This window comes from Fibrobacter sp. UWR3 (assembly GCF_900143055.1).
GTDB lineage: Bacteria > Fibrobacterota > Fibrobacteria > Fibrobacterales > Fibrobacteraceae > Fibrobacter.
On record NZ_FRCW01000002.1, the window covers coordinates 216,594 to 232,701 of the forward strand.

The window sequence follows — 16,108 nt, forward strand, 5'->3', positions numbered from 1 at the left end:
GGGATCTTTTTACAATTCCACGAGCGTCGCGACGAGGCAAGAATCCTTCGTAGCGCCGCTACCTGCAAAATCGATATCCTGCCCGCGCTTCCAAGCAGTGCGGGCTTTTTCGTGAACCGACCTGACGGCGGCAAGCACGTCACGCGCGAAGGTGTCGAGCGCGAACTCGCTGTAATTGGAACTCACCATGATGAAGGCTCCCGCGTTCAGGAGCGCCGCACATTCCGAGACGAGCGGCATCAAATGTTCCCGCACGTTGAAGTTGAACCCCTTGAAGCGCGCGAAACTCGGCGGGTCGAGCACGATACCATCGAACTTGAGTCCCTTCTTTGCAGCCCAGCGCACATATTCGAGCGCATTCCCGCGGAAAAATTCACCGGGGCGCAGGTCGAGCCCGTTCAGCGCGTAGTTTTCGCGGCCCTTGTCGAGAATCTTCCCGCTGATGTCGGCGTTCGTGGCGACTGCGGCACCCCCGAGGCGCGCGTGCACCGAGAAACTGCACGTATAGCTGAAGAGGTTCAGGAACCGCGGGCCTCCACTTGTCATCCCCGCGCAGGCGGGCGGACAGCACTTAACAACTTGTTGTTTAGTGCGCATGGCCACCAAGGTGGGGATCTTCTTTGAACCTTCGCCAGTCATCGCGCGGAAGCGGTCTTCCACCTCGAGGCGCACGTGCCTCATGTCGAGGAACAGCCCCGGATTGACGGTATCGAGCAAGTCCACATGGAAGCGCGCGTTGCCTTCGCGTACCGTACCTACGGCCGCATCGCGGGTCCCGAACGCTACCTCCATGGGCGCGTTCTCAAGCGACTTGCCCGAACGGGAAAGCCTCTCCTTCACGATGATGCACGCGGGGTTGAACATCGCGGCCACCGCATCCACGAACTCGCGGCGACGCGGGAGCATCTCCGGCCCAAAGAACTGCACCTGCAAGCGGTCGCCGAAGCGGTCGAGCGTAAGCCCCGGGAATCCGTCGGCGGCTCCATTTACAATGCGATAAGCGTCCGTCACCTCGAACAGCGACGCACGCTTTTCAAATGCAGTCCTAAGTAAATTCTTCATCATCTATAACGCATGCCCAAAATTTTCGAAGACTTCTTTCGTCTTTCGTCTGTAGCGAGCATGGCGAGCGTTCTTTCGTCTAAGTTTTATCCATCGACTTGATCTGGTCCACGAACTCGCCTACTTCCTTGAACTCGCGGTAGATGGAAGCGAACCGCACGTAGGCGACCGCGTCGAGCTTCTTGAGTTCCTGCATCACGAGATTCCCGATAGTATCGTAGCCCACCTCGGAATTGTCGTTCACCGGCAGGGCGTTTTCCACGCGGGTCGCGAGTTCTTCGATGTCCTCGGGCGTAATCGGGCGCTTCTTGCACGAGTTCATGATGCCGCGAATCAGCTTTTCGCGCTGGAAAGGCTGCTTTTCGCCACTCCTCTTCACGACCGTCAACGGCTGGAGTTCAATATACTCGCGGGTCGTGAACCTGCGGCCGCAGGCCAGGCACTCACGCCGTCTGCGGATGGCGATTCCACTCACGCGACTATCGACCACTTTGTCGTTGTCGTTCTTGCAAAAAGGGCAAATCATGGCTAGAATATAGGATATTTTGCGAAAAAATGCAAATTTTTTATTCTTTACAGCCCACTAGTCCTTGATACAGCGGACACTGATCAAGGTATTTTTTCGGTTCTCGAACCAGCCCGTAGTGTCATTTTCGTAGCGAAGATTCAAGGTGAAAGCCTCGTCGTCATCGATTCCAGCGGAACTCCAGAAGAACGCCCCGGAATTGATGATGGAGAGACGCCCTTCGCCACGGGTTTCGCTCCTGTCAAGCGCGACTCCCCCGGGTAGCGCCGCAAATCCGTAGTCATCCGTACCGGCAGAATAGTTGCCCTTCTCGTCCCAGGCCGTCGTCGCCTTGAGCTTACCGCCCGCAACCTTAGTGCCCCCGGCAAAAACGACCAGGGTCGTCCAGTCGTCTTCACTCGGCAGGCGCCAACCGCGCGGGCACGCCTTCATGGCAGCATTCCAGTCGTAGAAGCACCCGTACATGGTAAACACCTCAAACTCCCGGCACACGCTGCCTTCCATATCGTAATTGAGGTTTTCCGCCATCCACACCTGATCGCCAATCTGCACGGTCTTGTACCTCTGACCGTCGCGCGTATCGCGGAGCGTATTCGCAGAATCATCGTACTCGCTACTTCCGCGCCCATCCTCCGGCGTAACAAAGTCATCGCCGTCGTCACTACAAGCAGCGAGAAGAAGCAAAATGGACCCTATCGCGGCGCTCCGTTTGCTCCAGGGAGACAACAATACAGACATATTTCCTCCTAAAATTAATCCTGGACGCAGCGGACGCTTAATCCATATTTTTTCCCCTCCACCCACATACCGACATCACTCTTGTCGTTTAAAAATTCATAATACAAAACAAAAATACTGGTAGATGTAAAATAAACGTCTTGTCTAGAAGTCCAAAACCTAGCCCTCAAGCCCTTAAAACCACGGTTGCCATCAAAGTCACTTTTACGACCAAACTGGACAGAAATAACGGAGAATCCATAAGCATCATCTCCTCCTCCCCAACCGGACCAGCTGGTGTCGGTCTTGAGCAATTTCCCCGCTTTTTGTTTTCCGCCAATCGCAGTAAAAAGCTTGCCCCAGTCCAATGTATCCGGAAGATGCCACCCTTCTGGGCATATTCCACGCACCGGCATGGTCGGCGAACAATCCACCTCATAACCGCAGCCCTTGCCATTTTCGCTGAATACAGCCGCGCTGTCCATCGCCGCGCTCCACGTGTATAGACGGCCATACACGTCACAATTTTTCGCTAAACTTTCATAACAGTAACTGAGCGTATCCAGGCCGTCATCGGATTCCGGATAAGCATAGTTCAGGTTCTGCGCCATCCACCACTGGTCTCCGATTTTCACGGTCCTGTAAATCTGGCCATCGCGTTCATCGGTAAGAGTACCGTATTCACAGGTGTCCGTGCTGTCCGTCTTGCAGGGAGGAACCTGCACTTCGAGCGGTTTGTAACACCGGACAGAATAACCACCGCCCTTTGAATATACCCAGGATGTATAAGCAGAATCGGACCTGCTTCGCAAAGTCATGCCATCGCTATTCCAAGAGTCATGCTCGGATGCACTCCAAAAAGTAGCGAGGCTGTCCGCACCAGAATAAGCATCAACACCATTGACCTTGAACCCCGCAGGGATTGCAGAGAATCCCGTACCGTCTGTTCCGCCGCCATCGCGGTCCCAACCTGCTTGCGACTTGAGATACTTTGCAACTTCAGAAGCCTCGCACCAGGTTGTCGGACAATATCGATCCGCCGCAGCAGCCAAGAGCCGCCATTCGGGATTGGTAGGCAAAAACCATCCCTCCGGACAAACGCCACGCACCGGATAAGTCTGCGTGCATCTTGTACCATTGCCGCAACCCGCGCCATTCGTAGACCACGTACCCGCGCTGTCCATGGCCGCGGCCCACGTGTAAAGGCGCCCAGCCACCTTACAATTTTCTTCGTTGTTCCCGTAGCACCAGCTATCTGCCGACTTGTAGTTGAGATTTTCGGCCATCCACCACTGGTCATCAATTTTCACAACCTTATAAACCTGGCCATCACGCGCATCGACGATAGAGTCGTATTTTACATTCGGGTTCAGGAAGGATTCCTTCGAGACGCTCCAGACATAGTTTTCAGAAGAACTACTGGACTTGGCGCTACTGGAAGAGGACTTGGCCGAACTGCTCAATTTCGGTGTAACGCTGGAGGAAGACCCGTCATCGCAATCCTCGCACTCGCTGGACGACGAATCGTCGGAACCGCGCGTGATAAAGTCGCTATCGTCGTCGCCACACGCGGTAAGGAAAAACGCCAAGACAAACGCTACAATGGATCCTATCAGTCGCCAATGGCTCCTTCCAGGATGACGTGTCGAGAGAATGACTCTTTTCATAAAGTTCCTCCTTCATTAGTCCATATATAATATAAAAAAAGGAGACCCCCGCTCGGAGGCGGGGGTGACTCATTAATAATATGGAGGGCGACAATTTTGCAGTGCGGAGACTACAAACTACCCATTCACCTTCTTGAAGGCGGCGACGTTCTGTGCGAACTCGGCGAGGTATTCCTTGGCCTTCGCGGCGACTGCCTCGGGCACATAGCCGAATTCCTTCTCGAGCACGCCAGCCGGAGCGGAAGCGCCGAAGCGTTCCAGGCCGCAGGCCTTGCCAAAGCCGCCAACCACGCGGTCGAAGAGAACCGGGAGGCCGCTGGAAAGCGCAAACACCGGAGTCCACGGCACAATCACCTGGTCGCGGTATGCCTTGTCCTGCTTGAGGAAGAGGGCCGGGCTAATCATGGAGACGACGCGCACGGCCTTGCCTTCGGCGCGGAGGAGTTCGGCGGCCTGGTGTTCCAGGAGAACGTCACTGCCGTTTGCAACCAAAGTAAGTTCCGGGTTCTTGCCGGAGGCGGTATTGTCGCTCACGATGTAGGCGCCCTTGCGGCAAGCCTTCGCGGCTTCGTAGCGGTTTTCGCCGGGGAGCGTGTTCACCACCTGGCGGGTAAGGATAAGAGCCGTCGGGCTGTCGTTGTTCTCGAAAGCCATTTCCCAGGCGGCGAGAGTCTCGAAAGCGTCTGCCGGACGGAGCACGAGCATTTCGGCCTTGCCGTTTTCCTTCGTGAGGTCTTCGAGCAGGCGGATCTGCGTCTCGTGTTCGATGGGCTGGTGCGTCGGGCCGTCTTCGCCCACGCGGAAGCTGTCGTGCGTGAACACGTACTTGACCGGGAGGCCCATGAGGGCGGCCATGCGGATAGCGGGCTTCATGAAGTCGCTGAACACGAAGAACGTGGCGCAAATCGGGAACAGGCCCTTCTGCAACGCGATACCGTTCATGATGGCGCCCATCGTGAGTTCTGCAACGCCCACCTGCACGAACGCGCCCTTGAAGTCGTTCGGGCGGAAGATGCCCGTCTTGTTGAGGAACGCCTGCGTGTTGTCGGAGTTCGAAAGGTCGGCGGAACTGCAAATGATGTTGTGGAAGTTCTCGGCGAGGTAGCCGAGCACCGTACCGCTCGTAACGCGGGTAGCGACACCTTCCTTGATGGGGAGGTTCGAAAGGTTGAGCACCGGAGCCTTGCCGGAGAGCCATTCATTGAGGGTCGCGGACTTCTCGGCATTCGCCTTGTCCCAGTCAGCCTTGGCCTTCTTCCATTCGGCAACAACCTTGCGGAGTTCGTTCGCACGAGCCTCGAAGCCCGCCTTCACGTCGTCGAACACCTGGAACGGGTCGTCCGGGTTACCGCCGAGGTTCTTGACCGTAGCGGTTGTGGAAGCACCGGCAGCGTTGAGCGGCTGCCCGTGCGTAGAAACTTCACCTTCGTAGCTCTTGCCATCTTCGGCAACGGCGCCCTTCGCCATCGTGGTGTGGCCGTACACGAGCGTCGGCTTTTCCTTCTCGGCCCAAGCTTCCTTGAAGGCCTTGCGCAGTTCGGCAATGTTGGAACCATCGCATTCGATAACGCGGAAACCCCATGCCTTGTACTGGCCGACGAAGTCGTGGCTCATCACGTCTTCGGTCTTGCAACTGAGCTGCACCTGGTTCGCGTCGTAGAAGAAGATGAGGTTCGAAAGCTTGAGGTGGCCCGCGATGCGGCCCACGCCGTAGGCAATTTCTTCTTCGAGGCCGCCGTCAGAAACAAGGCAGACAGTCTTGTGCTCGAGGATGGAACCGAAGCGTTCCACCATGAAGCGTTCGGCGATGGCGGCGCCAAGGGCGATGCCGTGGCCGATGCCGAGCGGGCCCGAGGAGTTTTCGATGCCGAGCATCACGTCGAGTTCGGGGTGGCCAGGAGTGCGGCTGCCGAGCTGGCGGAAGTTCTTCACGTCGTCGAGCGTGAGGCGACCGGTGAGCACGAGCTCGGAGTACAGGAGCGGGCTCATGTGGCCCGGGTCCATAAAGAAGCGGTCGCGGCCCATCCATTCCGGATCGTCCGGGTCGTAGCGCAAGAATTCCGCAAACAAAAGCGTCGTGGCGTCGGCGGCGCCCATCGCACCACCCGGATGCCCGGACTTCGCCTTCTGCACCATCGCGGCAGAGAGAATTCGGACGTTGTCAGCTGCTTTTGTAACTAGGGAGTCTTGCACGGTAAAACCTCTTTAGGGTGTTATTATTTACGCGCCAAATTTAGTTTTTTTCGCGCAATTTCACAAGGTCGAAAAGCCCGGTTAAAGCACGATAACATAAAAAGTTATATTTTGCAGGGAAACAAAAAACACGCATTACGGCTTCAAAAATGAAGATTAAAGACTCTATTCTGTTGACACTCAAGAACTTACTGCACCCTGCAGGCCTTATCGGCCTGGTTATCGCCATTATCATCCCGGCCATCATCTGGTTTCTCGGTCGCCCCAGCGGAGGCCACAAGGAAATCATCCGCCAGCTCGACCTGAACCTCCCCCTCCCGCTGTTCCTGTTCCAAATGGCGGTCGCCATCATCCTGTTCGCGTTCTTGAACAAAGATTTCCGCGAATGGTTCAAGGGAATCCTCCCCCAAAAGCCGTTCAGCATCCTCGCCATAGCGGCGGCCATCGGCATCGCGGTATTCGCCGGCACCCAGATAGAGGCACGCCACCGCGTTCAGAGCGACGAGAGCGTGTTCATGTCGGTCGCCCAGAACATGTACCACAACCACGAATCGGGCACGTGCAACCAGGGCATATTTGACGGCACGCACCTCAACTGCATCGCCAAGTCCAACAGTTTCAAGACGAAGGGTCTCGCCTTCCTCTACTTCCTCGGCATGCCCCTGTTCGGCACTGACCTGCACTGGATTTTCAACGCAGAACTCCTGATGCTCCCGCTCGCGTTCCTGCTAATGTTCCTCGCGATTGTCGCCTGGACCAAGCAGCCCCTGCTCGCCTTCCTCGCAGCACTCCTCATGGCACTGCAGCCCACCGTGCTCTTCCAGTTCCGCGCCATGTCGGTGGAACCGCTCTACATATTCCTCTCTGCGCTCTCGCTGTTCATATTCAAGTGGGCCTACGACCGCAACACCGTAATGCACTGGGCTCTCCTCGCCATCACGCTGGCATTCTTCGCGCAGACCCGCCAGGAAACCGCATTCTGCCTGCTTTCCTTCATATTCTTCGCCTTCCCGAAAATCCTCGACAAGAAGGATTTCAAGGCGCCCACGTTCTTCGTGACGCTCTCGCTGTTCTCGGTACCGGCGCTGCTCACCATCAGCTACTTCCAGGGATTCGGGTTCCAGGGCGGCGAGTTCGAAGCCCACGGCCACTTCCTCGAAGACCTGAAACGCAACTGGATCGAGATGACCCGCCCCCTCAAGGAAAACGGCGAGCTCGAGAACCCGTTCCTCACCTACTTCAACTACCTGTTCGCCATCGGCGGAGTCTACCTGCTGTTCCGCGCCATCTACGACGCCACAAAGGGCTGCAGGTTCTACCTGTGGACGCTCGTGTTCCTTTTGCTCTACCACGTGCAGACCTACATGATTCTCGAGAACGTCTCGGGCGACTTCAGCATCCAGATTAACCAGCGCTACAGCCTGGTGATGCTGCCCAGCATGGCGTTTGTCGCAGCGCTCCCCATCGCGCACGCCATCGAGTACTTCGCAGCATCCGCAAGCAAGAAAGAGGCAAAGCCGCTCGCATTTGCGGGCATGGTCATCGTCGCCATAATCCTCAGCGCATGGACGTTCCACTACAAGGAAGACTTCAACAAGAACATCATGTACAACCGCAACCACCTGACCACCGAGGAGCACGAAATTCTCGGCTGGCTCAAGGAACAGCCCGAAGCGGACCGCCTGTTTATCTACGGGAGGCCCTGGCACTTCGTGGGTTACGGAGTATCTTCCATCCACTACGACAGGGCGCGCCAAATGAGCGATGCCGAACTGCAAAAGTACATTGACAAGTACAACGGCGAAGTCTACTACATCCGCGGGCTCGACTGCTGGGACAGCCAGACCTACCACAAAAAGGCGGTAGAACACCGCATCGCCACGACCTGCGACGTGTTTGAGCGCGAAATGGACCTCGTGGGCGTGAAAAACATCCTGATTACCAACAACTACTGGGTGCAGATCGCGAAGTTCAACGGGCGCAAGCACTACAACCCCACGAACATTATCCAGGTTTCCGAACCCGCGAGGGAGAGCGCCGCGGAAAATTCGAGCGAAGCCCCGCTGCTCCTGAATTACAATCTCAAGGAAAAGCCAGAAGCGGCCCGGAACTGGACGCTCCGGATTTCGCTTAACAATCTTCTAGTGAAAGATACCGCCTACGCAGCCGGAGAATACAACGTCCTGGTGAGTTACGACAAACTGCAACCCGGTTACAACACCGTCCGCTATATCGTCACGAACACGGAAAAGCATACTAAGCTCGCCGACATTTCCAAGTACTACTTCAACGCAGCCGGCGGGGCCTCCGCACTCGAACAGGGCTCAATAACCGAGCACCGCCAGGACTGGGGCAACCTCCGCTGGAACAAGAGCATAGAGAACCACGAGATGACGATAAACGGTACCAAGTTCGAAAACGGGTTCGGCACGCACGCCAACTCCGAAACGACAATCGGCCTCGAGGGCAAGTACCGCGCATTCCGCACGTCTTTCGGGCTCGACGACGAAAGCCTCTGCAGCGAGGGCGTCTCGGTGCAAATCATCGGCGACGGGCAGGTGCTTGCCGCAAGCCCTGTATTCCAGAGCGGCGTGGTCCACACGCTTACCGCCAACACCGAAGGCGTGCAGAAACTGGTGCTCAAGACCACCGCGAAGGGCAGCATCGACTGCAGCCACGTCGACTTCGTACACCCCGTACTAATACCTTAATGTGTAATGTGAAATGTGATATGAGTAATTAATCATCACACATTACACACTTCACATTTCACACCTCACATTTTTCATCCGTCTTTTCTATATTAATCGCATGCTCTTATCCGTAATCATTCCCGTATTTAACGAAGAAGAAATTGTTGCCGAAACTTACCGCGTCCTGGAAGAGGAACTCAAGGAATACGAGCACGAACTCATTTTCGTGAACGACGGTTCCAAGGACAGGACCCGCGAAATTGTCGAGGGCCTGCTTCCGGGCAACCCGAACAACAAGATTATCAACTTCAGCCGTAACTTTGGCCACCAGGCCGCCTTCAGCGCGGGCCTCGACCATGCCATCGGCGATGCGGTGGTGATTATCGACGGCGACCTGCAAGACCCGCCGAGCCTCATCCACGAGATGATGGTCAAGTGGCGCGAAGGCTACCAGGTCGTTTACGCGCAGAGGAACAAGCGCAAGGGTGAAACCATCTTCAAGCGCTTTACCGCGTTTTGCTTCTACCGCCTCATCGGCAAACTCACGAGCATCGATATCCCGCCCGATACCGGCGACTACCGCCTCATGGACCGCTGCGTGGTGGACCAGCTCAAGAACCTGCCGGAACGCAGCCGCTTTTTGCGCGGGCTCGTGTGCTGGGTAGGCTTCAAGAAGATTGGCGTCAAGTACGACCGCGCCGAACGCACCGCAGGCACGTCCAAGTACCCGCTCAAAAAGATGATGCGGCTCGCCTTCGACGGCATTACCGGATTCAGTTCCGCGCCGCTCAAGGTCAGTTTCTACATGGGATTCTTCGCGACCCTCGTGGGTCTCGGCGTTCTCGTGTGGTCCATACTCGAGAAGTTCCTGAGCCCCGCGACAACAGTACCGGGCTGGGCATCGCTCATGACGGCCATCGTGTTCTTTGCAGGCGTGCAGCTCATGTCAATCGGGATTCTCGGGGAATACATCGGCCGCATCTACGACGAAGTCAAGCAACGCCCACTTTATATCGAAGACAAGAAAAACTAGGGAGGGCAACGCCCTCCCTAAGACCCTCCCGATACTCGATACTAGTATCTTCGTGGGCACCTTCGGTGCCTATGAAGTTTCTTTCCTAATCCTTCAAGCAGCGGACGGAAACAGAAGTCGTTCCAGTGAAATCCGTAAAAGCTGCACTTTGGAGGCTATAGACAAAATTAGCAGTAAAATATCTACCCTTACAAGAGGTCGTTTGACACTGTGTCTTACTCAAAAACCAAGCATTTTCTTTTTCTCCATCGCAAGAAGATCCCGAAGCTGCTCCTCTACCTCCCGGAAGTGCCGAGAATCCGAATTTATCATCACCGTTACCAGGTTCTTTCCAACCTGATGTAGAATTGAGATGGGTGGCCGCATTCTCTTTTCCATCAACAGCGGAGAACAAAGCAAACCACTCCGTCGTATCCGGCAGATGCCAGCCTTCGGGACAAACACTTCCCTTCTCTATCGTTTCCTCTATTGGATAAAGGCGGCCGTACTTGTTACAATTGGCTGAATTTTTTCCGTAGCAATAACCAATCGTATCCTTGCCTTCTCCCTTATAGTTCAGGTTCTGCGCCATCCACACCTGGTCGCCAATCTTGACCATCCTGTACGTCTTGCCATCGCGGTTATCAACGAAGTAATTTGTATCCAGGATGCAGCGGACGGAAAGAGCATAGTAATGATCTCCAGTCACATAATATTCGGACATCGATGCAGAATCGACAGTATACTCCAATTTTAAACCATACGCGGAGTTAGATCCGGATTCTGTTGCAGTTGCACTCCAGAAATGGGCCGCGCCTTCTAAACCATAGTATCCACCATCACCCGAATAATTACTCCAAAAGCCAGCAGGCAGTGCCGAAAAGCCATACTTATCCGTTCCATTACCATCATTCTTCCAGCCGGAGTTCGTCTTGAGAGCCTCGCCCGCTTTTTTCGCACTACCATCACCCACAGATTTAATCAACTCTTCCCATTCGCCCTTACTTGGTAAACTCCAGCCTTCGGGACAAAGATTTTTCGCATCCCCCCACACGTAAAGGCGACCGTATATTTCACAATTATGAGTGTTCCCGTCATAGCAAAAACTATTGGCCTCTTGCCAGGCCATATTTTCCGCCATCCAAGTCCGACCGCCGATTTCTACCGTCCTGTACGAAAAATAAGGAGTCCTTGGATCGGTCATAATCCCATAGCTTCTTCCTGAAGGAGGAACGTAGCTGGAAGACGATTCCGCAGAACTGCTGCTCGAAGCAATGGAACTGCTGCTCTGCACCGCCTGCGACGAAGATGTCGCTATGACCGATGAAGACGACTGGATATCACCGCTCGATATCGGGACAGAAGATGACGACGGTTTATCGTCTTCCGAAGATGGAGAAGACTGAATATCACCGCTCGATGTCGGGACAAAAGATGACGATGACGACGGATTATCGACATCCGAAGACGAAGGCAACGGATTATCGCCATCCGACGGGGAAGAATAGTCTACATCGTCCACATACTCAAGCGCCCCGAAGTTGTTGTCGAACTCTTCCTGGTAGTTGCTGCAGGCCGCAAAGAGGAAAGCGAGGGCAAGAATGACAAATGGATACACTTGTGCCCTTGGCACTGCGGTATGACGCACGAATCGTTCATTCAATTTCGAATTCATTCTGTTTCCTCCCTAGAACGCAAGGCTCACGCCAAGCCCGATTCCACCCACAATGGCAATACCGATACCCGCAGTGCGATACTTCTGGTACTTCCCGATGTCGTCGTGGCGTTTATTGAATTCTTCGCGCGAAGCCGGCATTTTTTCGCTTTCGCTTTTCGCCTTGTTGTTGTAAACCACAGCAAGCGTCGTGCCCGCAACGAGCGCAGCCGCCGAAATCCCGAGGAACACCCAGCGTGCGCCGCTCGACTTCTTTGCTTCGGGCAGGCCGTTATCCACCTTGTCGCCCGCCTGCGGGGCCGGTTCCGCTACCGGAGCGGCATTGGACACCGTTCCCGAGGAGGTCACCACCTCGGATGCAACCGTCTTCGTGTTCATCTTGGGCATCGCCTTGATGGCCGTAGAATCGCGACCCCAAATCCAGCGGCCCACGAGGTCGTTGCTCGCCTTCTCGAACTCCACGCGGCCCTTGTAGGTGGCCATCTCGCCGTCGCGCCCCTTCGGGAAGTTCACCGACTTGTCCTTCATGTCCACCAGCAGGTGCGCGTTCTCCTTGCCCGAAGGAATCTGCGTCACGTTGAAGAGTTCGGCGCCGCTCAGGTAGTACGCGCCCGCCACCGGCCTGTTCAGGTCCAGGTAGAGCGAGAGGTCGCTCGTATCGAGAACCACCTTCAGGTTCGTCTTCGTATGCAAAAGCGAGTCGTTCATGTGGTCGAGCGCCTGCACAAAGAGCGGTGCAAACTCGTCGCCCGACTTGCGCAGCACAATGTCACCGCACTTCGAGAGCCAGAGTTCGGTAAAATGCTTCTGCTGGTCCATACGGCGTTCGTCGTAGCGCAGCTTGAAGTTGTAAGATGCATCGAAAGCGCCCGCATGCGAGAGCGGTTCCAGGTCCACGCCGCCCTCGATTTTCAGGAGGTTCTCCTTGCTCGCGATAATGCGGGAAAAAGCGTCGGTACAGGCGTCAATCTGCTGCGTGCGCTGTTCCAGGTCGTTCGCCATGGTCACCACGCCCAGGCGCAGTTCGCCAGTCACTTCCATGTAGCGCGATTCGAATTCGGGGAGTTCCACGGCATAAAAATGACCGCACTCCTCGTCTAGCACGTCGTTTATAGAAACCATGCTACACCGGTCGTTCATTTTCGCGATGCGGTTCGCACGGGTAATCAGGGAATCAAGTTCGGGGTTATCGCTCCCGATGCCCGCCTTCAACTGCTGCAAGTCGGACTGTATCGCCTGGAACTCGGAGGCGTCCTTCACAAAGATAGATACAGTCGGGTCGGCAAAGGCCATGTCTGCAAGGCACGCCAACACAACAGCAATAAAACTAGATTTCATACCATCTCCTACACACCCTGACACCATTTGCAAACAAATATAATAACCCCAAAACATTTTTTTTCGCGGCGATTCTGCGTTATTGCGTTAAATCACACTCCAGGCCTTCGTTTGTTTGCGAAAAATCACATTCCCGTTTCCTCGCTTGTTGCAAATCACATTTCAGCCAGGATTCACGCGAGCGGGTTTCGATTTCGGTGGCGAAAAAAAGCATTTTTTTCATTTCTGGCGGTGAAATTAACAATTTTTTTCGCATTTCACCGCCACTTTGTTACGTTATCTGCAACATTTGAGTTTCAAAAGATACTTTTTCGTCATATTCGGCGGTGAAAACGACATTTTTTCTCTGATTTCACCGCCATCCCGCCACCCTATTCCGCAAACGGCCCTAATTTTTATACAGACAACATAATTTCTGGCGGTGAAAACGAGCATTTTCACCCTATTTTCACCGCCACTTTGGCAATTTCGCCGCCTTTTACTACATTTGGGCGCATGAAAAACAAGCTCTTCGTGATGAGTGCCGCTAGCGGCGCAGGCAAGACCACCCTCAAGGACAAGGTCATCGGCGAATTTCCGGACATCGTGTATTCCATCTCGGCAACGACGCGCAAGCCCCGCGAGGGCGAAGTCGACGGCGTGCACTACTTCTTCAAGACGAAGGAAGAATTCGAGCAGATGATCAAGGACGACGCACTGGTGGAATACAACCTGGTGCACGGCAACTACTACGGTACTCCCAAGTTCTTCGTGGAAGACATGCTCAGGCAGGGCAAACGAGTCCTGTTCGACATCGACGTGTTCGGCAAGGTGAACTTCGACAAGGTCTACCCCGAGGCAACGGGCATCCTCATCCTCCCCCCGAGCGAAGAAGAACTCGAACGCAGGCTCCGTGGCCGCGGCACCGACTCGGAAGAGGTCATCCAGACCCGCCTCCACAACGCGAAAAAGGAGATGGAATTCGCGAAAACGCAGGGAAAATACGAATATACCATCGTGAACGACGACCTCGAGAAGGCCGCAAACGAGCTCCGAGCTATATTAAAAGGCGAGGCTTAAGCAGGAAAAAACGCTTAAAAAGAGATCCTTCGACTACGCTGCGCTCCGCTCAGGATGACACGCAGCGCATTAAATTTTGGCGATTTTGAAGAAATTTCGCCATTTTTTGCATTTTAGACAGTTAATTTATATGTAAAGAACGGAATTTTTTACATTTCCGTCCTTTACACACAAAAGTTTTATTTCTATATTGCCCCGGCAAAAACAATAACCCCGCATTGCGGGAACCCCAAAAAGAGGTTAAAATGGCAACTGTTATCCGTCTCGCCCGCTTCGGCAAGCGTCACAACCCCATCTACCGTGCCATCGTCATCGACAACCGCAAGGCTCGCGACGATAGCTTTATCGAACAGGTCGGTTTCTACAACCCGAACCTCAAGAAGGCCGAAATCCGCTTCGACCAGGAAAAGATCCTCAAGTGGCTCTCCGTCGGCGCCCAGCCGTCCGACACCGTCCGCAACCTCCTGAAGCAGGTCGGCATCCTCGACCTGTTCCACGAGATCAAGGCCGGCCGTTCCATCGAAGGCAAGACCGCCAATCCGCGTCCGGAAAAGAAGAAGGCCGTGAAGCTCGGCCCCAAGGCCCTCGCCAAGATCGAAGCCGAAAAGGCCGCCAAGGAAGCCGCCGCTGCTGAAGCTGCCGCTGCCGCCGAAGCCCCGGCTGAAGCTGCTGCCGAGGCTCCCGCCGAAGCATAATCATGCTTTTCTAAAGAGTCCTGTGCCCCGCGCACGGGACTTTTTTTATCCCGATCGTCACTAGTCGTTAGTCAATGGTCATTGGCTTCTAGCCAGGCGGCAGAGCCGCGATTATTCAACTAACAACTAATGACTAAAGACCAATAACCATATCCCGATAAGCAATGTCCGACTCTCAGGAATACATCACCGTCTGCCAGCTCATGCGCACGCATGGCGTGAAGGGTTACATCAAGGCGATGCCCCTCACCCACGACATTACGCGCCACAAGAGCCTCAAGGACGTGCGCCTCAAAAAGACGAACGGCGAGGAACTGGACCTGCGTATCGAGGATTCCAAGCAGGCGAACGACATCTGGCTCCTGAAGTTCGAGGGCTACGATACGCCCGAATCGCTTACGCATTTCGTGAACGGCGACGTGATGATTCCGGAATCGGAGAGGTTGCCCGCACCCGAGGGCGAGTACTACATCGACGACCTGGAAGGCTTCCGCGTCCATACGGAAGACGGCAAGGACATTGGCGAAGTGCTCGAGGTCCAGGAACTGCCTACGGTCAACGCTTTCAACATCAAGTTCGACGACGCGTTCAAGTCCGAGTTCAGCGCGAAGTCCATCCTCGCCCCGTGGATAGACGACTGCGTGCTCGAAATTGACGAGGACGGCGGGTTCATCGTGTGCGACGCGGCCTACCTGAAGGCGCTCTGCCCCGAGGACCACTCCGCGGAAGCGCTGCCCGAAAAAAGCGCGGAGGCATGATGGTCATCGACTGCATTACCATATTCCCCGAGATGTTCGCCCCGATGAAGCAATCCATCATGGGGCGCGCACAGGCGAAGGGCCTGCTGGAATTCAACACGGTCTACCTGCGTGACTTCGCGATAAACGACTACGGCCAGGTGGACGACGTGCCCTACGGGGGCGAACCGGGCATGGTGCTCCGGCCCGAACCGCTCGCCGCCGCCATCCGCAGTACCGGCGTAAAGCAGGACGGCGGGAAGGTCATCTACCTCACGGCAGACGGCGTGCCCTTTACGCACAAGATTGCGGAGGAACTCTCGCACGAATCCCACCTGGTTCTCGTGTGCGGGCACTACAAGGGCATCGACGACCGCATCCGCCAGACCGAGGTCGACATGGAGATTTCCATAGGCGATTTCGTAGTCAGCGGGGGCGAACTGCCCGCAATGCTCGTGACCGACGCGGTCGTGAGGCTCATCGACGGCGCCCTCGGGAACCGCGAGAGCGGCGATACCGACTCCTTCGCGCAGGGCGTACTGGGGTGGCCGGTCTATACCCGCCCGGAGGAATTTGAGGGAAAAAAGGTGCCCGAAGTGCTGCTTTCGGGCCATCACAAGAACATTTCTGAGTGGCGGAGGCAAGAATCTTTAAAAAGAACGCAAGAAAGACGCCCCGACATCTTTGAAAAACTGAAATTAAATACTAAATTTGGCGACAAATAAAAAGAGGTA

At 55.1% G+C, this 16,108-nt stretch carries 15 protein-coding genes; 7 read left to right on the forward strand and 8 right to left on the reverse strand.

Annotated elements, in window-relative coordinates; genetic code table 11:
• Positions 1–9: 9 nt before the first annotated feature.
• From BUA44_RS03040 to BUA44_RS03060, 5 genes are all read right to left on the reverse strand, one after another.
• On the reverse strand, positions 10–1,065 hold the full coding sequence (locus tag BUA44_RS03040; RefSeq protein ID WP_072808436.1) for a class I SAM-dependent rRNA methyltransferase: 1,056 nt from the start codon (positions 1,063–1,065) through the stop codon (positions 10–12).
• 76 nt (positions 1,066–1,141) lie between these two features.
• Positions 1,142–1,588 (reverse strand): transcriptional regulator NrdR, encoded by a 447-nt coding sequence (gene nrdR / locus BUA44_RS03045; RefSeq protein WP_072808438.1) that lies wholly within the window; start codon positions 1,586–1,588, stop codon positions 1,142–1,144.
• A gap of 57 nt (positions 1,589–1,645) precedes the next feature.
• Complete coding sequence (locus BUA44_RS03050; RefSeq protein ID WP_083579446.1) at positions 1,646–2,326, reverse strand: fibrobacter succinogenes major paralogous domain-containing protein; 681 nt, start codon at positions 2,324–2,326, stop codon at positions 1,646–1,648.
• Between the two features lie 14 nt (positions 2,327–2,340).
• Positions 2,341–3,972 carry an FISUMP domain-containing protein gene (locus BUA44_RS03055; RefSeq protein WP_072808442.1) on the reverse strand — a complete coding sequence of 544 codons (1,632 nt, stop codon included), beginning with the start codon at positions 3,970–3,972 and terminating at the stop codon, positions 2,341–2,343.
• Between the two features lie 117 nt (positions 3,973–4,089).
• Positions 4,090–6,165 (reverse strand): transketolase family protein, encoded by a 2,076-nt coding sequence (locus BUA44_RS03060; RefSeq protein ID WP_072808445.1) that lies wholly within the window; start codon positions 6,163–6,165, stop codon positions 4,090–4,092.
• Positions 6,166–6,314: 149 nt separating this feature from the next.
• On the opposite strand from BUA44_RS03060, the gene BUA44_RS03065 reads away from it, so the two are divergent.
• A complete protein-coding gene (locus BUA44_RS03065; protein ID WP_072808447.1) occupies positions 6,315–8,876 on the forward strand; it encodes an NPCBM/NEW2 domain-containing protein in 2,562 nt (853 codons plus the stop codon).
• 100 nt (positions 8,877–8,976) lie between these two features.
• A complete protein-coding gene (locus tag BUA44_RS03070; protein ID WP_072808449.1) occupies positions 8,977–9,891 on the forward strand; it encodes a glycosyltransferase family 2 protein in 915 nt (304 codons plus the stop codon).
• Between the two features lie 85 nt (positions 9,892–9,976).
• On the opposite strand, the gene BUA44_RS03075 is transcribed toward BUA44_RS03070, so the two are convergent.
• Entirely contained in the window at positions 9,977–11,074 is a 1,098-nt protein-coding gene (locus tag BUA44_RS03075; protein ID WP_072808451.1) for a fibrobacter succinogenes major paralogous domain-containing protein, read from the reverse strand.
• A 70-nt stretch (positions 11,075–11,144) separates the two neighbouring features.
• Here BUA44_RS03075 and BUA44_RS15870 point away from each other — a divergent pair, with 70 nt between their 5' ends.
• Positions 11,145–11,276: a hypothetical protein gene (locus tag BUA44_RS15870; protein WP_255370441.1), complete on the forward strand. Its 132-nt coding sequence runs from the start codon at positions 11,145–11,147 to the stop codon at positions 11,274–11,276.
• Between the two features lie 281 nt (positions 11,277–11,557).
• Here the strand turns inward: BUA44_RS15870 and BUA44_RS03080 are convergent, their stop codons facing one another.
• Both BUA44_RS03080 and BUA44_RS15540 read right to left on the reverse strand, forming a co-directional pair.
• A complete protein-coding gene (locus BUA44_RS03080) occupies positions 11,558–12,883 on the reverse strand; it encodes a hypothetical protein (protein WP_143151843.1) in 1,326 nt (441 codons plus the stop codon).
• Between the two features lie 79 nt (positions 12,884–12,962).
• Positions 12,963–13,106 (reverse strand): hypothetical protein, encoded by a 144-nt coding sequence (locus BUA44_RS15540; RefSeq protein ID WP_178348730.1) that lies wholly within the window; start codon positions 13,104–13,106, stop codon positions 12,963–12,965.
• 272 nt (positions 13,107–13,378) lie between these two features.
• On the opposite strand from BUA44_RS15540, the gene gmk reads away from it, so the two are divergent.
• The 4 genes from gmk to trmD all read left to right on the forward strand — a co-directional run bounded on the left by gmk (position 13,379) and on the right by trmD (position 16,099).
• Positions 13,379–13,942 (forward strand): guanylate kinase, encoded by a 564-nt coding sequence (gmk, locus tag BUA44_RS03085; protein WP_072808880.1) that lies wholly within the window; start codon positions 13,379–13,381, stop codon positions 13,940–13,942.
• A 245-nt stretch (positions 13,943–14,187) separates the two neighbouring features.
• Entirely contained in the window at positions 14,188–14,637 is a 450-nt protein-coding gene (rpsP, locus tag BUA44_RS16050) for a 30S ribosomal protein S16 (protein WP_072808458.1), read from the forward strand.
• 164 nt (positions 14,638–14,801) lie between these two features.
• Complete coding sequence (gene rimM, locus BUA44_RS03095; protein WP_072808462.1) at positions 14,802–15,395, forward strand: ribosome maturation factor RimM; 594 nt, start codon at positions 14,802–14,804, stop codon at positions 15,393–15,395.
• The gene (gene trmD, locus BUA44_RS03100) at positions 15,395–16,099 is read left to right on the forward strand and encodes a tRNA (guanosine(37)-N1)-methyltransferase TrmD (protein WP_072808882.1); all 705 of its coding nucleotides are present in this window, start codon (positions 15,395–15,397) and stop codon (positions 16,097–16,099) included. Before rimM ends, trmD begins: the two co-directional genes overlap by 1 nt.
• Positions 16,100–16,108: the final 9 nt, after the last annotated feature.